The following is a 23,071-nucleotide window of genomic DNA, read 5'->3' as shown; positions in this document are numbered from 1 at the left end:
TCCAAATTTGGCCGATAATCCTAATTAACGGCTGTTCCCACCCAAACACCTAACCAACACTACAACCCACTGATCCAAACTCACCTAAAAGGCCCTCTATTCCTTCACTCCTCCCAAGGTCAATCCTTTTACAAAGTGACGTTGGAAGATTAAAAATACAATAATCATTGGTATTGCTGCTATTGCCGCACCACTCATGAGTAGTTTGAAATCTGCTAAGTTTGCATCCTGCAAGGTTTTCAAACCAACTGGTAATGTGTAAAGTTTTGCACTGTTTAATACAATAATTGGCCATAAGAACGAGTTCCATACGTTCATAAATGTGAAGATTCCAAGTGCTGCAAGGCCTGGTCTTGCTAATGGTAGCACAATTTTCCAATAGGTTTTCCATTCGCTTGCACCGTCAATTTTTGCCGCTTCAATTAATTCATCTGGAATCGACAGCATAAATTGACGCATGAGGAATACTCCAAATACCATGGATAAATCCGGTAAAATAAGTGCCCAGTGCGTATCCATTAATCCCAAATCACGAATCATGATAAACATTGGTACTAGTGTTACTTGGGAAGGTATCATCATGGTGGAGATAATTAACCAAAAGATGATATCCCGTCCTGGGAACCGTTTTTTAGCGAGTACATAGCCGGCCATTGAGTCTAGTAATAAGATACCAATCGTTACAACTACCCCGATATAGAGACTGTTAAAGAACCACATGCCCATTTGGTTTTTCTCGAATAAATTTTTAAATCCAGAGAAAGTGTCCTTTACAATCGTACTCATTACTTCACGATGGTATGCTTCTTGATCAGCATCCCCAGCTTTTTCAGCATCTCTTGCTTTCCCCCAATGCTCAACGTATTCCGAAATCCCCATCGGATACATTTTTGGTGGGTTCGCATTTACATAAGAGGTTGGACGCTCCAAATCTTCATCTTGGAAACTTTTTAATTGCAACGATGTACTAAACACCCAATACAATGGTAAAAGGGAAATAACAGCTGCCACGGATAACAACAAGTAAGTAATGAACTTATTTACTTTAATTCGTTTTTTCATACATTTCCCTCCTACTTATTCCGATTCAAGACTTTGTATTGGAGTACAGATATTACAAAGATAATAAAGAATAAAACAACAGATTGTGCTGCTGCTAATCCAAACTCAAAGTCTCTGAAACCAGTTTTATAGATTAAGTGTACTAATGTTTCCGTTGCATAACCTGGTCCTCCACCAGTCATTAAAATAATCTGCGTGAAAACTTGGAAGGATCCAATTGTACTTAGAAGTGTTAAATAGACAGTTGAAGGTGTTAACATTGGAATGGTAATTTTAAGCCATTTCTGAAATGCATTGGCACCATCAATTGTTGCCGCTTCATAAAGTGATTCCGAAATGGAACTCATGGAAGCCATATATAAAATAATTCCAACACCAAATGGAATTAACATTTGCATAATGATGATTGCCCATAATGCTGAGTCTGTTTGTCCTAGCCAGTTAATTGGCTCCATTCCAAGCAGGCCCATCACATGGTTAAATAATCCAAACTCGTAGTTATACATCCAACGCCAAACCATCGCAATAATTACCATAGAGGTAACGGTCGGTAAATAGAATGCCGCACGGAAAAAGTTCTGTGCAAATTTACCTAAGGAATGGATTAACGACGCTGCAATCAATGCTGTAATAACGTTAAATGGAACGGTTACAACTGTATAGATGGTTGTATTTAGTAATGCTTTTTTAAATGCTTCACTTTCAAATACTGCCTTGTAATTATCAAGAAAAACAAATACATTTGAATCTACAATCCGATATTCTTGGAAAGATAATAGAAATGCCCATACAACGGGTACAACAATAAACAACGCAAATAAAATCAATTTCGGGAGTAAAAAGAGGTATGCTGCATAGTTTTTACGCATTTCTTTTCCTGTTCTTTTTAAACTCTTTCCTGCATTTTTAAACCGAGCTGATAATTGCAAAATTCTCCCTCCCCTGCTGTCTTTCTTGGGTATGTAATTAGTTGTTTTATACTTTGTATAAAGCTTGTGCATTGAAAACTCCGTGCACCTATTTTTGTCATCACCTTTTTTATTCAACTTCGCAAAAACATGATGAGGGCAACTTTATCAACATGAAAGTAATCCTGGTAGACTCCGGAATCAACCGAAGTCTACCAGTCTACTAAATTATTCTCCTAGCAACGCTTCTACTTCAGGCTTAGCTGTTGCCATTGCTTCTTCGGCTGTCTTTTCACCGTTGAATACTAGTTGTAGTTCACGTTGAATGATTTCGTCTATTTTCTTCCATTCAGGATGACGAGGAAGCATCACAACTTGTGAAGACATTTCTTGTGCACGAGCCATTTCTGGGTTTTCAGCAAATGGTTCCATTTCTGCTGCACTAATACGAGCAGGGAAGATACCATAAGATTGAGACATTAAGAATTGCTCATCTGTGTCAGATATGGATTTCATGAATTCCGCAACTACTTCTTTCTTCGCATCACTTTCTTGCTTGAACATTGTCCAACCACCTACACCACCGATTGTTACAGGCTCACCAGTTGAACCAGTTGGGTAGTTTGCTACCATGAAGTTTGTTGGATTAGCTGTCTGCGCGGATGAGATTGCCCATGTTGCCCATGGCTCCATCGCTACTGTACGTTGTTCTTCACTTGCCCAAGCTTGGAATGTACCACCTACATCAGCACCACCCATGGAAACAGGAGCAGCTTCATTAACCAGTTTCAAATCAGCTAAAGCTTGAATCGCTTCAATTGCTTCAGGTGAATCAAATGCAAATTCTGATAGGTCATCACTTAAAGGTTGACCACCATTGATATAGAAGAATGGCCATGCTTCATAATATCCAGGTAGGATATACGTGGAAAAACCATATACATCGATTTTCCCGTCACCATCACGATCAAATGTTAATTTTTCTGCTGCATCTACAAACTCATCCCAAGTCCATTCACCATTTTCAGGTGCTTTTACACCAGCTTCTTCAAATAAATCTAAGTTTAATAGCATAGAGTGAACCGTAATGGAGTTTGGAATACCGTAAAGTTTGTCATTATACGTATAAGCATCTAGAGCATTTTCATAGAAGTCTCCCATTTCTTCTTCAGTGAAGAAATCATTTAATGGTTCAATAACACCTTGGTCAATATGATCAATACTTACTGCACTACCGCTAATGTCAACTGGTGCGATATCTGGCCAAGATTGACCAGCAATGTTAACACCTAACTTATCAGGCATCTCTGCCCAAGGAACCTGAACAAGTTCAATTTTCACTCCTGGATTAGCTTCTTCAAATTCTTTAATTTTTCCTTCTAGCCAGAAGTATTGGTTTCCTTTACCTTCTTCACCAGAAGTGTCCCCTTCTTCAGCCCAACGAGGACCATCCCAAATTGTGATTGTGCCAGTCCAATTACCATCTTCATCTGTTGCCCCGTCTGAATCATCGCCACATGCGCTTAGTACTAGTACAAAGCCAATAGCAAGTAGCACACTCAAAAACAACTTCATTTTTCCTTTCATGGTTAACTTCCCCCTATCTTTTATTAAGAAATATTAGAAAACGAATAGATGAATGCGGAAATGTTTCACCCCCTTAACTTCCCCATGCTACTTTGCCCATCATGACTTTACGCTTCGCCCCTGTAGCTGGAGGAAAATTATTTGTTCGTTTATTCAAATACTGATATCCAAGTAAAGCAAAAACCATTGCTTCCTTAGCATCAGCAGGCATACCAATTTCATCGAATTTACGTAGTTTCACACCCAACGGTAAACCACTTTTAATTTCTTTCATTAGGGTCGGATTATAGCATCCTCCCCCACTAATAAACACTTCTCGTATTTGCGCTGACTCTAGATGAAGCTTTATTTGGTCCGTTAATGTCACAGCAGTTAATTTAGTTACGGTCGCCATTCTGTCTGAGTAACTAATGGAAAGCTTATCTGCCGTATTCCATAACTTATTAGCATATTCCTCACCAAATAGCTCTCTTCCCGTGGACTTGGGCGATGCTAGCGCATAGTATGGCTCATTTAGTAAATCCTCTAACCAATCATGAATCACTTTGCCACTAGCAGCTAATTCTCCGTCTTTGTCATAGGTTAACTTTCCATTAGCAATCCTTTTGGCAAAGTAATCCATAATCATATTTCCGGGGCCAGTATCATAGGCTTTCACCTGATTCTCATCCCCATCTGGTGGTAGGATCGTTAAATTAGAGATTCCACCAATATTCACTAGCACTCTACCAGTCTCTTTGTCTCGGAAAAGTAGATAGTCCGCATAAGGAACAAGTGGTGCACCTTGGCCACCAACTGCCATGTCTCTCGTACGAAAATCACCAACTGTAGTAATTCCTGTTTGTTCGGCTATCATACTAATGTCACCAATTTGCAAGGTAGATGTTACATGGTGTTCACCAACTACTACTTCCTCTGGCTGATGAAAAATTGTTTGCCCGTGCGAACTGATAAACGTGATGTCTTCCGGTCGTAAACTAGCATCAGCAATTGCCCTTAAAGCAGCTTCTCCATACAATTTTCCAAGTAGCATGTTCATGTTAGATATCATTTGGATTTTTGCTTTATTTGGATCACATAGCTCCAAAATTTCCTGTTTCACCTCATCCGAGTAAGGAATGGAATCAAAATGCGTTAACTCCAATTCTATTTTTTCCTTCTCCTCCGAAATCTTTACAACAGCTATGTCGATTCCATCTAGGGAGGTTCCTGACATTATACCAACCGCATAACAAAATCCATTCTTAAGAACCAAGGTCATCATCCCTCCTTATTGTGGAAGTGTAACTGGTAATTTCCCTTTTACTTGCACCTTTCCAAATACTGCTTCTACAGCCACTTTGAGTGCAGGTGCTGTAAATTCATAGGTTGTTAGGTATGCTGGAACGTCCGGTAAATAAGCGATATCATAAGGACTTCTTGTTGCAATTACAACTATGTTAGGATTTTCTTTATAAAGTTCTTCCACCATTTTCACTTGTTGGTCACCTGGTTTAATCGTTAACGTACCAACAATCACTGCTTTATAATCTTTAGCAATCTCTTTCACACTTGCAATTTCTTCTTCTGTTGGTGGGTTGGATAGCTCAAATACCTCTGTATTGTCATGCAGATTATGTACCCTATCTCCTAAGGAAAACGTAGAATATCGCTTATCCTCTACCTGCATGGCATAGCTATTTTCCGGATAAACAACCATTATACGCTCTGATTCATCCAATACAAATGGCAGCATATTTTCATTTTTCACTACTGTAATTCCTTGTTTGTAAATTTCATATGCTTCCATCTCATGGAGCTTCGAACCGACTACACTCGAAACTTCCAAATCTGCATCTAGTAAAATATCATCCCAATTTAAATAGTTATCCTTCAGGATCATGACACGATTATATGCATCATCAATTAATTCCTCTGAAACCTCACCCGAATTAACTGCGTCTTTCACTACATTTAATGCCTCATACTGTCTGGATTGTAGATGTGAAATCATTATCAAATCCACTCCAGCTTTCAGTGCACGGACAGCTCCCTCAGCCGTTCCGATTCCTTCTGAGATAGCGTTCATTTCCATACAATCCGTCGTAACCACTCCACGGAAACCAAGCTCTTCACGTAGTAATCCAGTGATAACCTTTCTTGATAAAGTAGCTGGAACATTTTCCTCGGTCTCAATCGCTGGAAAATAGACATGTGCAGACATGATTGTATCTGCACCTTGCTCGATTACATCGGCGAAAGGTTTTAATTCTACCTCTTTTAAGCGGTCCATATGATGAGCAATCGTTGGTAAATCCAGATGGGAGTCCACATTGGTGTCTCCATGCCCTGGGAAATGTTTAAGCGTTGTAATTACTCCAGCATCTTGCATACCTTTTACTGCCTGCTTCCCAAATTCAGAAACCATTTCAGTAGATTCCCCGTAGGAACGAACACCAATCACCGGATTATCAGGATTATTGTTAACATCTAGCACTGGGGCTAGATTCCAGTTGATTCCTAATGCTTTTAATTCACGGCCAGTAAGAAGTCCCGTGATATAAGCATTGTCGCTTCTCCCTGTTGCACCAAGTAACATCGAACCTGGGAAAATGGTTGCTCCTTCTCCTAGCCTACGAACAACCCCGTTTTCTTGGTCAATACAGATTAATAATGGCTTTTCATGGCCAGCATCTTTTGCTTCACGTTGCAATTCAGTAGTTAACGCAAGAACTTCCTCTGTCGTCCCAATATTTCTACCAAATAAAATGATTCCACCAACATGATGTTCACGAATTAGTTTTTTTATTTCCGGTGTTGCTGTTTTACCTTTAAAACCAAACACCATTAACTGTCCAATTTTTTGTTCGATTGACTTCTTCATATGTACCACTCCATTTGTCTTTTTCTATAATTCAAATCCAGGGATAGATTTCCCTTTTCTAATATTTGTGCCTACTGGGAATTTTAACGTTTGAGCATAGGTTGTTCTTGCCAAGCAACCTCTCACTGTACCCAGTGCTTTATAGTAATCATAGTATCTGAAATCACTAGAATTCATAATGAACCAATACTGGGATATTGCTTCTAAATAGGTATCAAATTCTTCGGAAACATCAACGAAGATATCCGGTTCATATCCCTCCATGTCCTCCCAATTCTCACTATGAAATTTTCTAGTAAGTGAATGTGGGGCCAAACCACCGATTTCAAATCCAGGAAGTGCCGCCTTTAACCATGCTGCTTGAACAATCCTCGGGCAAAGTGCATGATCAGGATGCATACTGTTTTCCCAGTGGGTGATAACAACAGTTGGTTTTAGCTCGCGGAATAGTTTAGCTACTCTCGTTACAGTTTCATCGTCTTCTTTTAATTCCGCATCCTTATAATCTAGTGTTATACTTTTTCCGCCAAGGATGGAAGCTGCCTTTTCTGCTTCATTAATCTTCTGTCTTCGGTAATCCTCTACTGAAATATGCGGTGGATTCCCCTTCTCACCTGCCGTTAAGTGTAAAAATGTTACTTCATGACCTGCTTTTGCATATTTATGTGCAATTGCCCCTGCTTGGATTTCAGCATCGCCACAGTGTGCCCCAACAACCATGATATGATGTTTCTTCTCATTCACTTGTCACACCTCACCTTTCAGGTTAATCCTGCGAATCTTTGATATCGCTTACATTATAATGTAAGATTAATAATTTCAGAATAATAAATTCACTTTTATTATACATTAATATAAATAAATTGAAATACTAATTCATATATTTTTATATAAAATTGTTTTCATATTTCAACAACATACATCATATTACCTAATAAACTAGCAAAAAGGTTATTTCTACCTACAAGATTTAAGGAGGGTTATTGGTGTGTTTGTTGAATAGTATTATTGTAAGCGCTTTATAAAATAAGGAGGTGTACGTTATGTTGAAAAAATTGAATTCATTGCTTCTTGTTAGTCTTCTAGCATTTCTAGCATTTTTCATGCAAGCTTTTACTACAAGTGCTGAGAGTACTACCCAAATAATCCGTATTGGAGTTGTACCCACTGCTGAGTCTGTCAATATAGGTAGTGATCATGATTTTACTATTACGGACAAGCTTACTGGTGAAATCATTTACAGTGGTGAAGGTGATCAAGCTACTGTAGAATTGTCCTCTACTTCTACGATTGAAACAAATTATCGTCTTCAAACAGCATGGACCTCAGATGAAGCAAGAATGCTAGATTGGAAATCGAGAGCTGAAGCCGCAGGGTATGATACCTACATAGAGGATTATAACAACGGTTGGCGCTTATTAATTGGAAAATTTCCTGAGGATGCCGGTTGGGGAGAACGGGAAGCTTTTCGTCAGCAAATGATTGAAGAAGGATTTGCTGGTAATGATTCATACTGGCGATTAATAACGATTTCTTCTGGGGAAGCAGAGATGCGATTAATTGCTGATGGATTTGATGAAATTGTTCCAGGGGCTATTCAAATTAGTTCTGAAAATGGATTAATTAAGATTAACGGGAAACAATACCGCGGGATTGGCGAGGTTGCTTTTAATAGCACTGGTACATTAGCTGGTATTAATGAATTAGCGTTAGAAGAATATTTATATGGCGTCGTACCGCTTGAATTACCACCTGTTCCTTATGACGAGCTTGAAGCACAGAAGTCTCAAGCTGTCGCTGCTAGAACCTATGCCATTTCGGGATTAGGAAAACGAAGTGCTGATGGATATGATTTACTACCTACCACATCAGATCAAGTATATGGTGGATATGATGCAGAGCACCCTATCTCAACACAAGCTGTTGAAGAAACTGAGGGAGTTGTTGCTACCTACAACGGAAATTTAATTAGTGCGGTCTATCATTCTACTAGTGGTGGAATTACATCAAACAATGAGGACGTATGGTCTTCAGGTCCTATTCCATATTTACGTTCCGTTCCTGTTAGTGAAAGAGTAATGTCTACTCAAAAAAAGGATGGTAACAACTCACAACGAGTTAATAGAATGATTGAATTTGAAAAAGAATGGTCCAGATATTATCGCTGGAATCATGAATGGACGAACGAAGAGATGAGCCAAGTAGTTAGTGATCACTTCAATGTGGATGTGAATGAAGTCTATGAAGTTAACGCATTAGATTACTCCAATGGTAGAGTACTAGAAATTGAATTTGTAACAGACAATGGAACCTACTATGAATACAAAGATCAAATTCGCTGGGCATTTAAGTATATCAATGATAATGGAAGCATGAGTGTTTTACGAAGCACATTATTCCAAATTGAGCCAATCATGGATGAAGAAACCGAAACCGTAACAGGATTCCGAGCAGAAGGCGGTGGCTGGGGACATGGTGTCGGAATGTCACAAGTTGGTGCAATGGGAATGGCTGTCTATGGGTATAACTATGAGGATATATTGAAGCACTTCTATACTGGAATTGAATTAGAAGAGAGATATTAATTTTACAGGTGTGTGGGGGCAGTTATTAGCTGCCCTTTTTTGTGTTTTATTTATGAGGTATCAGCCAATGTTACGGAATATCAGCCGTTATTTCGGGATATCAGCCACATTTGGGATATATCAGCCATTTTTCCGTGATATCAGCCACATTAGCAATATATCAGCCGCTTTTTCGAGATATCAGCCATTCACTCGGCTTATCAGCCACATTTGGGATATATCAGCCACATTAGCAATATATCAGCCATTTTGCTGAAACATCAGCCAAATTGCCAATATATCAGCCATTGGACCGGGATATCAGCCAGACTAGCGAAACATCAGCCAAATTACCAATATATCAGCCAATTCTATCTACAATCATTCCGCTACATTTGCTTCCTTTCCCGACACCAGCAGTAAAACGCTTTTCGCTAATTCCTCGCAATTCCTGATATCTTTCTTGTCCGGTGTTAAGTCTACTTTTAATCTTACTGGATGAAGATGAACTCCGCATTCCTCTAACTTTTCATACATGAGGTCTACTGCTGTTCCGAATGTGTCACCATAAGCGGAATCACCAGCTCCAAAAACACCACATATACTTCCGGTTAATTCAACCTCATCCAATTCATCATAGAAAAATTCCACTTCATAAGGAATTTCACCATAATCATATGTATATATCCCTATTAATGCAGCATCATAATCTTTTATTTCTTCTGCAGTAATTTGGTCAAAATCAAAGTTTTTAATCGTGACTTTATGTTGAAGATTTTCGAGATAGGTAGCCATTACTTCCGCCATCAATTCTGTATTTCCTGATGCACTCGCATATAGTATTAAAATATTACTCATCCTTATCCCTCCTCATCTTTATTTTAATTGATAACGATTATCAATTTCAATTAATCAGGAAAGATTTTTTCTTTTCTATGGCAACTTTATGAACAAAAAAATCCTAAATTAAACGTAATCGCTCTTTTAATTTAGGATTTGTATAAACCTATTTATTTTTCTCATTCATTTGTGCTTTAAAAAATTCAACCGCTTCACGCGTTGCATCGAGGCGTTCTATGGTCTTTTCATATTCCTCAGAGGCAACACACATAAACAAAATATCAATTAAGTGTAATTGTGCAATTCTAGATGAAGTTGCTCCACTTCGATTTACCGCTTCTCTTGCAGATGAAGTAAATAAATTTATATCTGCATAACTTGTTAACATTGTATTCCCATATTTAGTAATACTGATTGTTTTTACATGTTTCTTTTTGGCTAGCTCTAAAAGTTTTGCCACTTCAATGGTGTTTCCAGAAAAGGAAATGCCGACAACCACATCATTCGGGCCTTTATTCGCAATGGCTGTGGAAGCCATATGTAAATCGGAATAGGCATGAACATGCTTATTAATCCGAATAAACTTTTGCTCTGCATCTTTTGCTGTAATAAATGAAGCACCGAACCCGATAAATGTGATAGAATCAGCATGTATTAATGTTTGTACGGCTTCCCTTAATCGTGTAATGCTTACCATATTTACGGTATCTTTAATCGTCTGCATCGTGTTAGCTGTTACTTTTTCAATAATCTTCATATAATCTTCATTAGGCTCAATATCACGAAATTCTGCACTGTTGCCTTCTTGAAGGTCTCCTGCTACACGTAACTTTAATTCTTGAAAGCTACTAAAGCCTAACGATTTACAAAGGCGTATTACCGCTGCCCCACTTGTTTTACTCTTATTTCCTAAAGCTTGTGCAGTTAATAACACCGCTTCATTAGGTTGTTCCAGAATGAATTGTGCAATTTTTCTTTCTGACTTCGGTAGACTACATACCATTTCTTTTATGATGGTTAACCCACCCTTTAAATGGGACATGCGCTAATCACCTTCTTATTATTAATTAAAATAAGATTGATAAAGATTTCCTTTAACTTCCTCCGTTATCGTATTACCACTCTCTATATAGGATCCTACCACTGAACCTATTACCGGTGGTAGTTCTGGAGTGATAAGAGATAATCTCTTAGGGTAATTGATTAGTGCATCTTGTAGTAGCCCTGGAAGAATTGTTGTATTTGAAAATAATCCTCCACAAAGAATAACATCCACTTTTCCATCTTTTTTAAAGAGCTTCTGATCAAGTGTCCTTATACTTTGACTTATACCATCTGCTACATTACGCAAAATCAACCTTGAAACGGAATCATCTTTTTCAAACGCTTCAAAAACCAGTTTTGAATTTCGTGAAATTTCTAGTCGGGGATTATCTGAATGATAGATTTTATCAATAAGTTCTCTCCCTGAGTTAATTTGATAGGAATCATAAAGCATCGTTAACAGCATCGTTTCCGGTCCACGTCCATCCTCAAATTGCAGTGCGGCCTGAAGACCTCTTCTACCAACATCATACCCACTGCCCTCATCCCCAAGAAGGTAACCCCAACCACCGACACGGCCCTGTTCTTTTCTTTTATTAATTCCATAAGTAATGGAACCCGTGCCAGAAATCTGAACTATTCCAGGTTTACCAAATGTTCCTGAATATAGTGCATTGATTGAATCTGGTACAACCTTTATTTTTGTTTCTGGTAAAAAATATGGTGTTATGATTTCTTTGATATGTAATGCGGTTGCTTCTATACCAGCTCCTGCTATACCAGCAAATACACTAACCATTTCATTTAAACTATTAGGTACCTTTTTCTCAACATCTTGGAAAATATGATGAAAAATCCTTTTTAATTCTTCTTTAGATACAGCGTTTGGATTAGTAGATCCATACACAGTATTCATTAAAATAGTACCCGTAAGATCTGCCAACACTACTTGTGTCTTCGTACCTCCACCATCAATACCGATTACATAATTCATCTCATCATCACCCTAAAATTACACGTTTTGTATCTAGATACGCAATAGATTCTCGTAAATTATCCTCATGGTCAGCTAAAATTTGGAATGCTTCTGTCGAGGATACTTTAAACTTACTCACTAGCACCGCTGCCTTCAAATGGTTATCACAAACTTGAAGTGCGTCTTTTGCAGTATCTTCACTTACTCCTGCAATATCACAAATAATACGGATGGTTCTTTTTCTTAATTTAAAATTAGAGGCTTGAACATCCACCATGTAGTTTTCATACACTTTGCCAAGCTTTATCATGGTTATTGTTGAAATCATATTTAGTACCAGCTTTTGTGCGCTTCCAGCTTTTAAGCGGGTGGAGCCAATTACAATCTCCTCACCAACAAGTAATTCAATCGGACTATCCACAATGGCTGCTATTTTAGAGTTTGGCTTGCAGACGATTCCTGCCGTAAAAATACCTAATTCCTTGGCTTTCTCAATTCCCCCAATAACATATGGTGTTCTACCGCTAGCAGCAATACCGATTAATACATCTTTTTCAGTTACAATTTTCTCAAGATCGATTGCCCCTTGTAGCTGATTATCCTCTGCATTTTCTACTGCATAACGAATTGCTCGTTCCCCACCAGCTATAATACCTGTAAATACATCTGGACTTACTCCAAATGTCGGGGGACATTCTGATGCGTCAAGTACACCTAATCTACCACTAGTACCTGATCCCATGTAAATTACTTTTCCACCATTTTTAATTGCTTCGACACATGCATCAATGACAGGTTTTATTTGAGTTAATGCGTTTTCTACAGCTAATGGCACGGATTGATCATGGCTATTCATTGAAATAAGCAAATCCTCAACAGCCATTTTATCTAAGCTTTGTGTCATCGTTACCTCTCCTTTACGCATTGTCTATGTTGTATACAATAAATAATTCTTTCTTACTGATTCAAATTGCTGTATTTCTTCAAACAGCGCTTGGCGAAACCTACTTGTATCGCCTCGTTCCATTTGTTTACGTAATTCATCTGTACCAGCTAATAAATCTAGGAAGTATTGATTTCTTTTTCCTGCCCGAATAAATTCAAGTTTATCTGGATATAGACGGTATATCGTTTCTAATAATGTTATTCCTACTTCAAAAGCGTGAAGGGTACTACGATTGGAAACATGAACCTGAACACCCTCGCAAACTTCCCCCTCATGCTTGGAATACATTGGTTTAAAAACTGCCTGACGAAATCGAACGCCTTCAAGGTTTAAAGCATTTAACTCCTCTGCTAATTTTCGACCATCTATAAACGGGGCACCAACAACTTCAAACGGCTTGGTTGTGCCTCTTCCTTCCGATAGATTCGTTCCTTCTACTAGACAAGTTCCTGGATATAAGACACACATATCCATGTTCGTTGTATTTGGAGTTGGGGAAACCCAATAGAGGTCTGTCTCGTCAAAATACATGTCCCTTGACCAACCTTCCATTGGAATAACATCCAACTCACAATTAATGGAAAACTCTTTTTTAAACAACAAGGCTAGCTCACCAATTGTCATCCCATGACGTACAGGAATTGGAAATTTACCTACGAAAGAACGAAATTCATCTTCTACCAAGTTTCCTTCGATGGTCACTCCATTAATTGGATTTGGTCGATCCAGTACGACTACCTTCTTTCCTTCTTGCCCACAAATTTGCATTGTATTAGCTAATGAATAAATAAACGTATAGTAACGGGTTCCGATATCCTGTAAATCACAAAAGACAACATCCACATTTTCAAGCATATCCAGATTCGGTTTCTTTTCTTTGTTATACAGGCTGAAGATTGGAACCCCGGTATAAGCATCTACACTGGAATCGATCAGTTTTCCTTCTTGAACTTCCCCTCTAAGACCATGCTCTGGTCCAAAAAGAGCAGTTAACTGAATGTTTTCATGCTTATAAAATAAATCAATCGTCGAATCTAAATTGTGATTTACTCCTGTTAAATTCGTTAACAAACCAATACGCTTGCCAACATAGTCTTCTGTATGATTTTCTAGAAAAACTTCTAAGCCGAGTTTCATAGACATTCCTCCTGCTTATCCTTTAATTGCACCCTTCATTGCACCACCGATAAAGAATCGTTGAAGAAGTAGGAAAATCGTTATGATTGGAATCATAGAAATAACTGCTCCAGCCGCAATTAAGCGCCAATCCGATGTAAAGGTTCCTGATAGCATATTTAAACCAAGTGGTAATGTATACATATCATTGTCATTCACAATAATTAATGGCCATAGGAAATCTCCCCAAGCAGAAACGAATGTAAAGATTGTCAAAGTTACCATTGCTGGTTTTACTAATGGCATTAATACACGCAACCAAATTTGGAAGCTGTTTGCCCCATCCATTCTTGCTGATTCGTCTAGTGATTTTGGTACAGTCATAAATGCCTGACGCATGAGGAATACTCCAAATGCAGTTGTCACATGTGGTAATACCATACCTAAATAGGTATTCTGCAAACCTAGCTTTAATGAAATAAGATAAACTGGAATCATTAATAATTGGAATGGAATCATCATGGTAGCAATGATCAATACGAAAATAATATTTTTCCCTTTAAAATTCATTCTTGCTAGCGGGTATGCTGCAAGGGAACAGAATAATACATTTAATACTACTGTTAATACCGCTACTACAGCACTATTGAATAGGTATCGCCAGAAAGGAAATACCTCCATTACGGTGGAGAAGTTTCCTAATGTAGGATCCTCTGGTAATAATTTGGGTGGATATTGAAAGATATTTTCACTACCCGATTTTAATGCTGTTGATAATAACCAAAGAAAAGGTCCAATCATAAAAAGTGTAACGGCAATTAATAGAATATATAGGGATATCTTTTTAACTATTTTTCGATACGTTGTTGATTTGTTTTGATTAGCCATATTGATTCCCCCTATTCCGAATTATCCTTACCCATAACTTTTAAGTTAATGAGCGAGAATACTAGAGTTAATAAGAATAATATTACACCTGCTGCACTTGCATACCCCATATTTAATCGGTCAAATGCTTGTGTGTAAATATAGAATACTAGCGTTTCAGAGCTATGAAGTGGTCCTCCGCCAGTCATGACGTAAATTTCTTCAAACACTTTCATAGCAGCAATGGATGACATAATCGTTACAATTAGAACAAACGGCATTAGCATTGGAATTGTAATACGAGTCATTTTTTGCCACCAGTTTGCCCCATCAATATCTGCAGCTTCATATAAACTATCTGGTATAGACTGTAATCCAGCTAAATAAATAATCATATAGTAACCTAAACCCTTCCAAACAGTAACAACCATTACTGCAAATAATGCGGTATGTGTGGAGGTTAACCATGGAATTGGTTCAGAAATTATATTCAATAGATCAAGTACATAATTTAGTAGTCCATTCTCTTTATATACCCAGTCCCAAGCAATACCTGCTACAACTAGAGATGTTACTACTGGTATGTAGAAAGCACTACGAAAAAAGGCAATTCCTTTTAGTTTTTGGTTAACTAATACTGCTAAAAAGATTGGAATAATAACAAGTGCAGGTACAACACCTACTAAATAGATTAGTGTGTTCGTTAATGTTTTCCAGAATAAAGGATCTTGGAATAGCTCGGTATAGTTGTCGAGTTTAACAAACGATGGATCATGAATCATATTGTAATCGGTAAAACTTAGCCATATTGCTTGTAGCATTGGATAGAAGATAAAGGCTCCTAAAATTAGACAGCCTGGTAATAAAAATAAGTATGGTGTAAGCTTATTGTTTCTCAAGGATTCCACCCCGTTCTTTTAGAGGTTATATCTTTCTAATCATATCCGCGGCCCGAATACACTCCGATTTCCGTGTATTCGGGCCGCTCTGTGCATAAAGTGAAACTTCAATCAGTGGGGGTTTTTGTACTCATCCCACTGATTGTTAGTTGAACGAACCTTAGCTTTTATTGGCTGTTGATCCCCCACTTATAATTCTTGAATTCCACTCGAATTCCTATCGTTTAGGGTCTTACAGCCAGTTAACCTGCGATAAATCAAACCGTATTTCTTATCCATTTCAAGATACTAATATAATACTAGAGAGGGGGAATCCCCCTCCAGATTAGAGTATTATTTTGCTAGAATTTCATTCCATGCTTGTTCTGCTTGGTCTAGTGCTTCTTGTGGTGTCATTTCACCAAGCATGGATGCTGAGATTGCGTCGTACATTGCTTGTCTTAGCTCGTCATAGTTTTCCATTGGAGGAATAAGTAGTTCTGCACTGTCTAATTGTGATGCAGATACGATACGAACTAAATCAGTAGGTTCAGCATCATCCCCAGCCTCTGTGAAGTAAGGATCTGCTAAAGCTTCTACGTTTGATGGTAGAATTGGTGTTAACTTAGAGAATTCTAGTTGGTTATCACCATTTGTTAAGAATAAAGCAAATTTAACTGCTGCTTCTTCATGTTCTGTTTGGCTTGGTACAACAACGTTCTGTACGGACATAGTTTTCTTACCAGACTTACCAGTGATTGCTTCAGATGGTAATGTATTTTCATAGATTTCTGGTGCATTTTCTTTCACTTGTACAATGAATTGTGAGCCGTCAAAGAATGCCACTTGACCTGCTTGATACATATCAATCGTTGAGCGTTGATCACCAGTTAATGCTTCTCTAGGAATTAATCCATCTTTATATAAATTTGTAAAATATTCAAATGCATGTAGTCCTTCAGCTGAGTTGAATGCTGCTTGTGTGCCATCTTCATTTGTTAATTCAGCACCCATCATAACCATATGTTGAAGTACTAAAGATAGATCCATAGATGGGAAGTAACCATATTTGCCCGTTTTTTCTTTAATGACTTTTGCATATTCTGCTGCTTCTTCATAAGTCGCTGCTGGTTTTTCAGGATCTAAGCCTGCTTCTTCAAAGATTAGTTTGTTATTTAATGTTACAGAAGTAGAAAGATACCAAGGAATTGCGAACGTTTTTCCATCAATTTGGTTTGCTTCCCAAGCACCTTTTACGTATAATGCTTTATCTTCATCAGATACTGCCTCTTCCATATTTACAAGTGCATCAAGCTCAGCAAGCTGAGATGCAAATGTTGGATTAAGGTTTACAACATCTGGAGCTGTGTCCGTGCTTACTGCAGTTAGAATTTTTTTACTTAAATCTGCTGCAGGTACATCTAACCAATCGATTTTAATATCTGGATTTTCTGCTTCAAAATCCTCAATAATACCATTGATGTAATCTGTAAATGTAGGTTGTAATTGCATCGTCCAGAATTCTAAAGTGATTTGTTCCCCATCACTAGAAGATCCTTTACTTTCATCTGAGCCCTTTTTATCATCGTTACCACATGCTGCAAGTAGTAGCATTGTTATAACAAGAACAAAAGCTAAAAATCCTAATTTCTTTTTCATCATTAATCCCCTCTCGTCCTTTTGATTAGTCTTTGAAGCGATATTCTTCCTACTAATTTGTGCGAGTAATTGATTATCCTAGTAATCTGCTTTCTGTAAACTAGCAAATTACAGAAAATGTTATGTAAACCCTTTCAAATAGAAGGAAAAATAATTGGGCTTTTTCACCTTTACCCAAACCAAGTATAGTAAATAAAATTCCAATAGTCAACTAGTATTTTTGAAATAATATTTCAAAGTAATGTTATTTTTATAGAGTTCTAGCTAAACTTAATGCATCATGTTTAGGTAAAATCATATCGATTCATTTTATTACATTGTTCAAATTTTGAAATTTATTTCAACTTTATCAAAGATATGTATAGTGTACTTAAACACTGAGCAGTCCGCGACAAGAAAAAAAAAGAAGCCAATTTGGCCTCTCATCGTTCACTAACCGAATCCCGATATACAATCTTATGAGGAATAATGATTCGTTTAGTTGGTTCATTTTTATTTTTCGTTTTTTCAATTAAAACCTTTGCTGATTGTGCACCCAAATCATAGATTTGAATATCAACGGTTGTTAATGCTGGTCTAGTAATTTCTGAAAGGTAAACATTATTAAAACTTACCATTGAAATATCTTGTGGCACTCGAATACCATACTCTTCTAACATGCTTAACATCCCTAAGCTAATTAAGTCATCACTGACAACTAATCCGGTTGGGGGTGTATCAAGTGACATCAAGTGTTCCACCGCTTCTCGTCCACCTGATTTCAGAAACTCCGTATGAATCATGTAGGAATCGCAATCTTTGATACCTGCTTCCTGTAATGCCGCTAAGTATCCATTTTCGCGGTCACGTGTCACAAACAAATCCCTCGATCCACCAATAAAGCCAATTTGTTTATGCCCCATGCTTATTAAATGCTTGGTGATTTCTTTTCCAGCTCTAAAGTTATCATTATCCACATGTGTTATTTCTGTTTCAAAGTCATGTGGCTTACCAACAATAACAAATGGAAAACCCTGTTCACGTAAAAAAGTAGTTACTTTATCATCAATTCGTGAGTAAAGCAAAATAACCCCATCGACATAACTACCATGCACCATTCGTTGTACTTCATGAAATATCTCTTCTTCTGTTTCACCAGTAGAAAGGGACATCGAGTACTCCACTTTATGAATAACAGACATAATCCCACGTAGTATTTCTGGAAAAAATGGATTCTGTAATGCTTTATCAGCCGATGATGGCATAATGACACCAATAGCTTTCGTCGACTTTGCTACTAGATTACGAGCATTAATATTAGGGTGATAACCTAATTCCTTCATGGCCTTACGAACTTTTTTCTTCGTTTCCTCACTAATCCTTGGATTATTGGAAATAACACGAGAAACTGTAGAGGGGGAAACCCCACTTATTTTTGCCACGTCTTTAATTGTTACCATTTCCTCACCCTCTACCCCTACTAATTTATAATTTAATTATATTGCTCTCTTTTCCATTTATTAAAATCCGTTTACTAGATCCAACTGTTTCTATATGAATCTCTTGATATGGAGGTCGGTAGTTCCCCTCTGTGTCTAAGATTACTACATTTATACTATCGGCAACAGATTGAATATCTAAATCAAGTTTCAAATATTCTCCATTTTCATAAGCAAACGTTTCTCCATCATCATCATAGAAGGTAAACTGATAATTCCCATCCTCATTAGAAGTGTATACCTTCATTGTTAAGACCTTCGTTTCTTTATCTTGATTGGAATTCCATTCTCCATGCATAATTGCAGAACCTTTACGAACAAAAATTGGTAAGTCCTCTAACTCAGCATGGACAAGATGAACCTTTTCGCCTTCGAAACTGTCACCTGTAGAATATTCAATCCAATCCCCCTTAGGCAAGTATACCACTCGATTTGTTACAGATGGAGATAAAATTGGTGCCATTATTACATTATCTCCAATCATAAACTGGTCATTTAAGTTATACGTTTTAGCATCGTTAGGATATTCCATTAACAATGGACGCATAACAGGTAATCCTTGTTTACTTGCTTGATAGAATAGGGAGTATAGCTGTGGCATCCATATATAACGCAATTGAATGTACTTCTTCATAATCGTTTCGTACTTTTCCCCAAACTGCCAAGGCTCTTGATAACGGAAACCGATGGCAGAATGGTTTCGGAAAAACGGTGTAAATGCACCAACTTGTGTCCAGCGTGTTAGTAGTTCTGCATTCGTATCGTGTGCAAATCCACCAACATCGGGACCTGTAAAAGCAACCCCTGATAATCCTAAATTCATTACCATAGGTAACGACATTTGTAGATGCTCCCAGAAGCTACGATTATCGCCAGTCCATACCGAACCATAGCGCTGAACGCCAGCATAACCTGCACGAGTTAACAGGAATGGACGTTTACCATGAAGATTGTCCTTCATTCCTTCATATGTTGCCTTTCCCATCAATAACCCATATACATTGTGTAGCTCACGATGTGTTGTTGGATTTCCATCATTACGATGCATAACGGAAACATCCATTGTTTTCGTTTCATTAAAGACAGCAGGTTCATTCATGTCATTCCAAATTCCTTCAATCCCCATCGAAGTATAGAATGCATGCTTTTCCCCCCACCATTTTCGAACCTCTTCTTCGGTAAAATCAGGGAATGCACTGATACCAGGCCAAACCTCACCATAGTATATTTCCCCTTCCATGTATTTACAAAAGTGGTCCTCTTGTACACCTTCCTGGTAAATCGGATATTCAGCATCCTTCTTCACACCTGGATCAACTATAGGTACAACACGTATACCCATTTCCTTTAAATCGGCGATTAGTTTTTCTGGATTTGGAAATCGTTCTTTATCAAAAGTAAACACTCGATAGCCATTCATATAATGAATATCTAGATGAATCACATCAATGGGTATATCTTTTTCCATAAAGTTTCTAGCTAACTCTCTAACCTCAGTCTCCGTTTCATAGCTATAACGAGATTGATGGTATCCTAGTGACCATTTCGGTGGTAGTGGCATTCTACCAGTTAGATAGGTGTATTGTTCCAACACTGTTTTTGGGTGTGGCCCAACCATTACATAGTAATCTAGCTGGCCACCTTCAGCAGAAAAAGAATAATATTCCTCTGATGTTTTCATATCAAAGAACGTTCTAAATGTGTTATCAAAGAAAATCCCATGTGCTTTTCCCTCGCGTAATGTCATGAAAAAAGGAATAGATTCATATAAAGCATTTGTTTCTGGATTATGTGGTGCGTACACATCGGTATTCCACATTTCCAATTTTTCACCACGTTTATCTAGGTGTCCAGACTTTTCACCAAAGCCGTAGAAATGATCGTTCTCACTCATTTGTTTACAAGCAATAACTTCACCATTTTCACGATATGCCATACCATACTTACCTTCAGATACTATCTCCCTACCTTGTGAATCTTTAAACGTAATCCGAAAAGGTTCTTTTGTGATTACCAATTGCACATTTATTGTAGAAAGAAGAATCCTCTCATCGTCGTCAGTCACTTCTATCGTAACTTTCTTCGGTTTAGCGATAACTGCCTTTGAACCTTGTAAATCAATTGGATTCTTCTGGTTCATGATTACTCGAACGATAGATTCTGTATAAAATTGGATGGCAATAGTGCCATTTTCACAAGAAAACATATACGTATTATCTTTCTCTTGATAATTATGTAATTTACCGATATCTCTGTATGTTTTTGAACCTGATTGCTGCTCTTTTCCAGGGTGAATTGCAAAGCTAGTATCTCCAAGCATTGTAAGTACCTCCTGTAGAATCAAGTTATTTTATTTTAGTCGAACATGCTCCCTTGTTGGGAAAACATGGGCCCTCTTAAACAGAGCATGCGCCCAAACCTGGAAAACATATACCTTGTTACCACACTCTATAAAAATTGTATGATAACAACAACTTTTCAGAAAAAACCTTTTAATTAACACGAATGTAAATGATGATGGGGACAAAAATATATCTTTTTGCCCCCTTGTTATCAATCTTATTTCACCAGTTTATAAACTCTAGCTTCATAAGGTTTCAATATTTGTTCATCATTATTACTATAATTACTTAATAATAATTCTTTCGTATATGCATCCATTTCAGATGGTAGAGTTAACCCTACCTCTTTTGCAAATAAATTAGTGATGATTAAATAAGTTTCTTCACCTAATGTTCTCTTATAAGCATATATCTGTTCATGATCTTCCATTATTATGCCATAGCTTCCATATACTAGAACCTCATGTTCTTTTCGTAATTGGATAAGCTTTTTATAATAATGATAGATGGAATCGGGATTCTGTAATTCTTTTTCTACATTTATTTCCGTATAATTCGGATTTACTTTCATCCATGGACTACCTGTTGAGAATCCTGCATTCTTCTCCGTATTCCATTGCATTGGTGTTCGGGAATTGTCACGCCCAGTCTTCCAAATCACTTCCATGATTTCTTCTACTGGTGTTCCTTTTTCCAATTCCTCATAATAATAATTTCTCATTCCTACATCATTGTAGTCATCGATAGAAGGGAACTGGACATTGGTCATGCCAATTTCCTGACCTTGGTAAATAAACGGTGTACCTTGCATAAGGAAATACATCGTTGCCAAGCATTTAGCTGATTCTATACGATACGCTTCACTATTACCCCATGTAGAAACTGACCTGGGTTGATCATGGTTTTCCAAGAATAATGCATTCCAACCAATGCCATCAAGTGCTGTTTGCCATTTTGTCATTGTCTTTTTCAATCCATGTATATCAAGGCCATTATCCGTATCTTTGCCCCAAAGACCTAAATGTTCGAATTGGAAAATCATATTAAATTTCCCATTTTCCTCTCCTACCCAGTCCTCAGCTTGATCAGTACTTACCCCGTTTGCTTCTCCTACGGTCATAATGTCATAGTTAGCAAAGGTTTTCTCTTTTAACTCTTCTAAAAACACTTGAATTCCATCACGGTTCATATGCCCTTCATAAGAAGGAACATACTTCAATTCATTCGGATTAGGCATATCTGGTAATCCTGGGACCTTTTTAATATGAGAGATTGCGTCTACTCGGAATCCATCTATCCCTTTATCGAGCCACCAATTCACCATGTTGTAAAGCTCTTCACGAACAGTTGGATTTTCCCAGTTTAAATCTGGTTGTTTACTAGAAAACACATGAAGGAAATATTCATTTGTCTCCTCATCATATTTCCATGCTGAACCACCGAAAATTGATTCCCAGTTATTCGGAACCTTCCCGTCTATTCCAGGGTGCCACATATAATAATCTCTATAGTCATTATCTTTAGATTTGCGAGATTCAATAAACCAAGGATGCTCGTCTGATGTATGATTAATAACTAAATCCATGATTAATTTCATATCTCTACGGTGCACCTCTGAAAGAAGCAAATCAAAGTCTTCCATTGTACCGAATTCGTCCATAATATCTTGATAATCACTAATATCATATCCATTATCATCATTTGGAGATTTATAAATTGGACTCATCCAAATAACATCGATTCCAAGATCTTTTATATAATCTAGTTTAGAAATAACACCTTGGATATCCCCAATACCATCTCCGTTTGAATCCATAAAACTCCTCGGATAAACTTGATATGCTACTGCATCCTTCCACCATACTTTTTTCATTTTAACTCTCCTTGCCCAAATATTCTTGTTGTCTAATCCATACGGTTCACATGCTTGAACTTTGAAAG

Annotated in this window: 18 protein-coding genes; 1 reads left to right on the top strand and 17 read right to left on the bottom strand. The window is 37.5% G+C overall.

Features of this window, described 5'->3' with window-relative positions; all coding sequences use genetic code 11:
• Window positions 1–96 precede the first annotated feature (96 nt).
• From K332_RS0118695 to K332_RS0118670, 6 genes are all read right to left on the bottom strand, one after another.
• The gene (locus K332_RS0118695; RefSeq protein WP_026908845.1) at window positions 97–1,062 is read right to left on the bottom strand and encodes a carbohydrate ABC transporter permease; all 966 of its coding nucleotides are present in this window, start codon (window positions 1,060–1,062) and stop codon (window positions 97–99) included.
• 11 nt (window positions 1,063–1,073) lie between these two features.
• A complete protein-coding gene (locus K332_RS0118690) occupies window positions 1,074–1,991 on the bottom strand; it encodes a carbohydrate ABC transporter permease (protein ID WP_026908844.1) in 918 nt (305 codons plus the stop codon).
• Between the two features lie 207 nt (window positions 1,992–2,198).
• The gene (locus K332_RS0118685; RefSeq protein ID WP_026908843.1) at window positions 2,199–3,557 is read right to left on the bottom strand and encodes an extracellular solute-binding protein; all 1,359 of its coding nucleotides are present in this window, start codon (window positions 3,555–3,557) and stop codon (window positions 2,199–2,201) included.
• Between the two features lie 73 nt (window positions 3,558–3,630).
• Complete coding sequence (locus K332_RS0118680; RefSeq protein ID WP_245604765.1) at window positions 3,631–4,812, bottom strand: anhydro-N-acetylmuramic acid kinase; 1,182 nt, start codon at window positions 4,810–4,812, stop codon at window positions 3,631–3,633.
• 15 nt (window positions 4,813–4,827) lie between these two features.
• A complete protein-coding gene (gene nagZ, locus K332_RS0118675; RefSeq protein WP_036689365.1) occupies window positions 4,828–6,420 on the bottom strand; it encodes a beta-N-acetylhexosaminidase in 1,593 nt (530 codons plus the stop codon).
• Between the two features lie 24 nt (window positions 6,421–6,444).
• A complete protein-coding gene (locus K332_RS0118670) occupies window positions 6,445–7,164 on the bottom strand; it encodes a PIG-L deacetylase family protein (protein ID WP_026908840.1) in 720 nt (239 codons plus the stop codon).
• Window positions 7,165–7,463: 299 nt separating this feature from the next.
• On the opposite strand from K332_RS0118670, the gene K332_RS0118665 reads away from it, so the two are divergent.
• Window positions 7,464–9,005 carry a SpoIID/LytB domain-containing protein gene (locus tag K332_RS0118665; protein WP_026908839.1) on the top strand — a complete coding sequence of 514 codons (1,542 nt, stop codon included), beginning with the start codon at window positions 7,464–7,466 and terminating at the stop codon, window positions 9,003–9,005.
• Between the two features lie 360 nt (window positions 9,006–9,365).
• On the opposite strand, the gene K332_RS0118660 is transcribed toward K332_RS0118665, so the two are convergent.
• From K332_RS0118660 to K332_RS0118610, 11 genes are all read right to left on the bottom strand, one after another.
• Window positions 9,366–9,842, bottom strand: coding sequence for a flavodoxin domain-containing protein (locus K332_RS0118660; protein ID WP_026908838.1), 477 nt, complete (start codon window positions 9,840–9,842; stop codon window positions 9,366–9,368).
• Window positions 9,843–9,990: 148 nt separating this feature from the next.
• A complete protein-coding gene (locus K332_RS0118655) occupies window positions 9,991–10,866 on the bottom strand; it encodes a MurR/RpiR family transcriptional regulator (protein ID WP_026908837.1) in 876 nt (291 codons plus the stop codon).
• Window positions 10,867–10,887: 21 nt separating this feature from the next.
• Window positions 10,888–11,862 (bottom strand): N-acetylglucosamine kinase, encoded by a 975-nt coding sequence (locus tag K332_RS0118650; RefSeq protein WP_026908836.1) that lies wholly within the window; start codon window positions 11,860–11,862, stop codon window positions 10,888–10,890.
• A gap of 7 nt (window positions 11,863–11,869) precedes the next feature.
• On the bottom strand, window positions 11,870–12,748 hold the full coding sequence (murQ, locus tag K332_RS22890) for an N-acetylmuramic acid 6-phosphate etherase (protein ID WP_169727373.1): 879 nt from the start codon (window positions 12,746–12,748) through the stop codon (window positions 11,870–11,872).
• A 24-nt stretch (window positions 12,749–12,772) separates the two neighbouring features.
• Entirely contained in the window at window positions 12,773–13,927 is a 1,155-nt protein-coding gene (locus K332_RS0118640) for an exo-beta-N-acetylmuramidase NamZ family protein (RefSeq protein ID WP_026908835.1), read from the bottom strand.
• A 15-nt stretch (window positions 13,928–13,942) separates the two neighbouring features.
• Window positions 13,943–14,794 (bottom strand): carbohydrate ABC transporter permease, encoded by an 852-nt coding sequence (locus tag K332_RS0118635; protein WP_026908834.1) that lies wholly within the window; start codon window positions 14,792–14,794, stop codon window positions 13,943–13,945.
• Window positions 14,795–14,805: 11 nt separating this feature from the next.
• Entirely contained in the window at window positions 14,806–15,672 is an 867-nt protein-coding gene (locus tag K332_RS0118630; RefSeq protein WP_026908833.1) for a carbohydrate ABC transporter permease, read from the bottom strand.
• 333 nt (window positions 15,673–16,005) lie between these two features.
• Window positions 16,006–17,310, bottom strand: coding sequence for an ABC transporter substrate-binding protein (locus tag K332_RS0118625; protein WP_051359530.1), 1,305 nt, complete (start codon window positions 17,308–17,310; stop codon window positions 16,006–16,008).
• Between the two features lie 422 nt (window positions 17,311–17,732).
• Window positions 17,733–18,749 (bottom strand): LacI family DNA-binding transcriptional regulator, encoded by a 1,017-nt coding sequence (locus K332_RS0118620; RefSeq protein WP_026908831.1) that lies wholly within the window; start codon window positions 18,747–18,749, stop codon window positions 17,733–17,735.
• Window positions 18,750–18,774: 25 nt separating this feature from the next.
• The gene (locus K332_RS0118615) at window positions 18,775–21,108 is read right to left on the bottom strand and encodes a glycoside hydrolase family 31 protein (RefSeq protein ID WP_026908830.1); all 2,334 of its coding nucleotides are present in this window, start codon (window positions 21,106–21,108) and stop codon (window positions 18,775–18,777) included.
• 239 nt (window positions 21,109–21,347) lie between these two features.
• On the bottom strand, window positions 21,348–23,003 hold the full coding sequence (locus tag K332_RS0118610; protein ID WP_026908829.1) for a glycoside hydrolase family 13 protein: 1,656 nt from the start codon (window positions 23,001–23,003) through the stop codon (window positions 21,348–21,350).
• Window positions 23,004–23,071 lie beyond the last annotated feature (68 nt).

This window comes from Paucisalibacillus globulus DSM 18846 (genome assembly GCF_000482485.1).
GTDB lineage: Bacteria > Bacillota > Bacilli > Bacillales > Amphibacillaceae > Ornithinibacillus > Ornithinibacillus globulus.
This window is presented reverse-complemented; position numbering and strand designations above follow the sequence as displayed.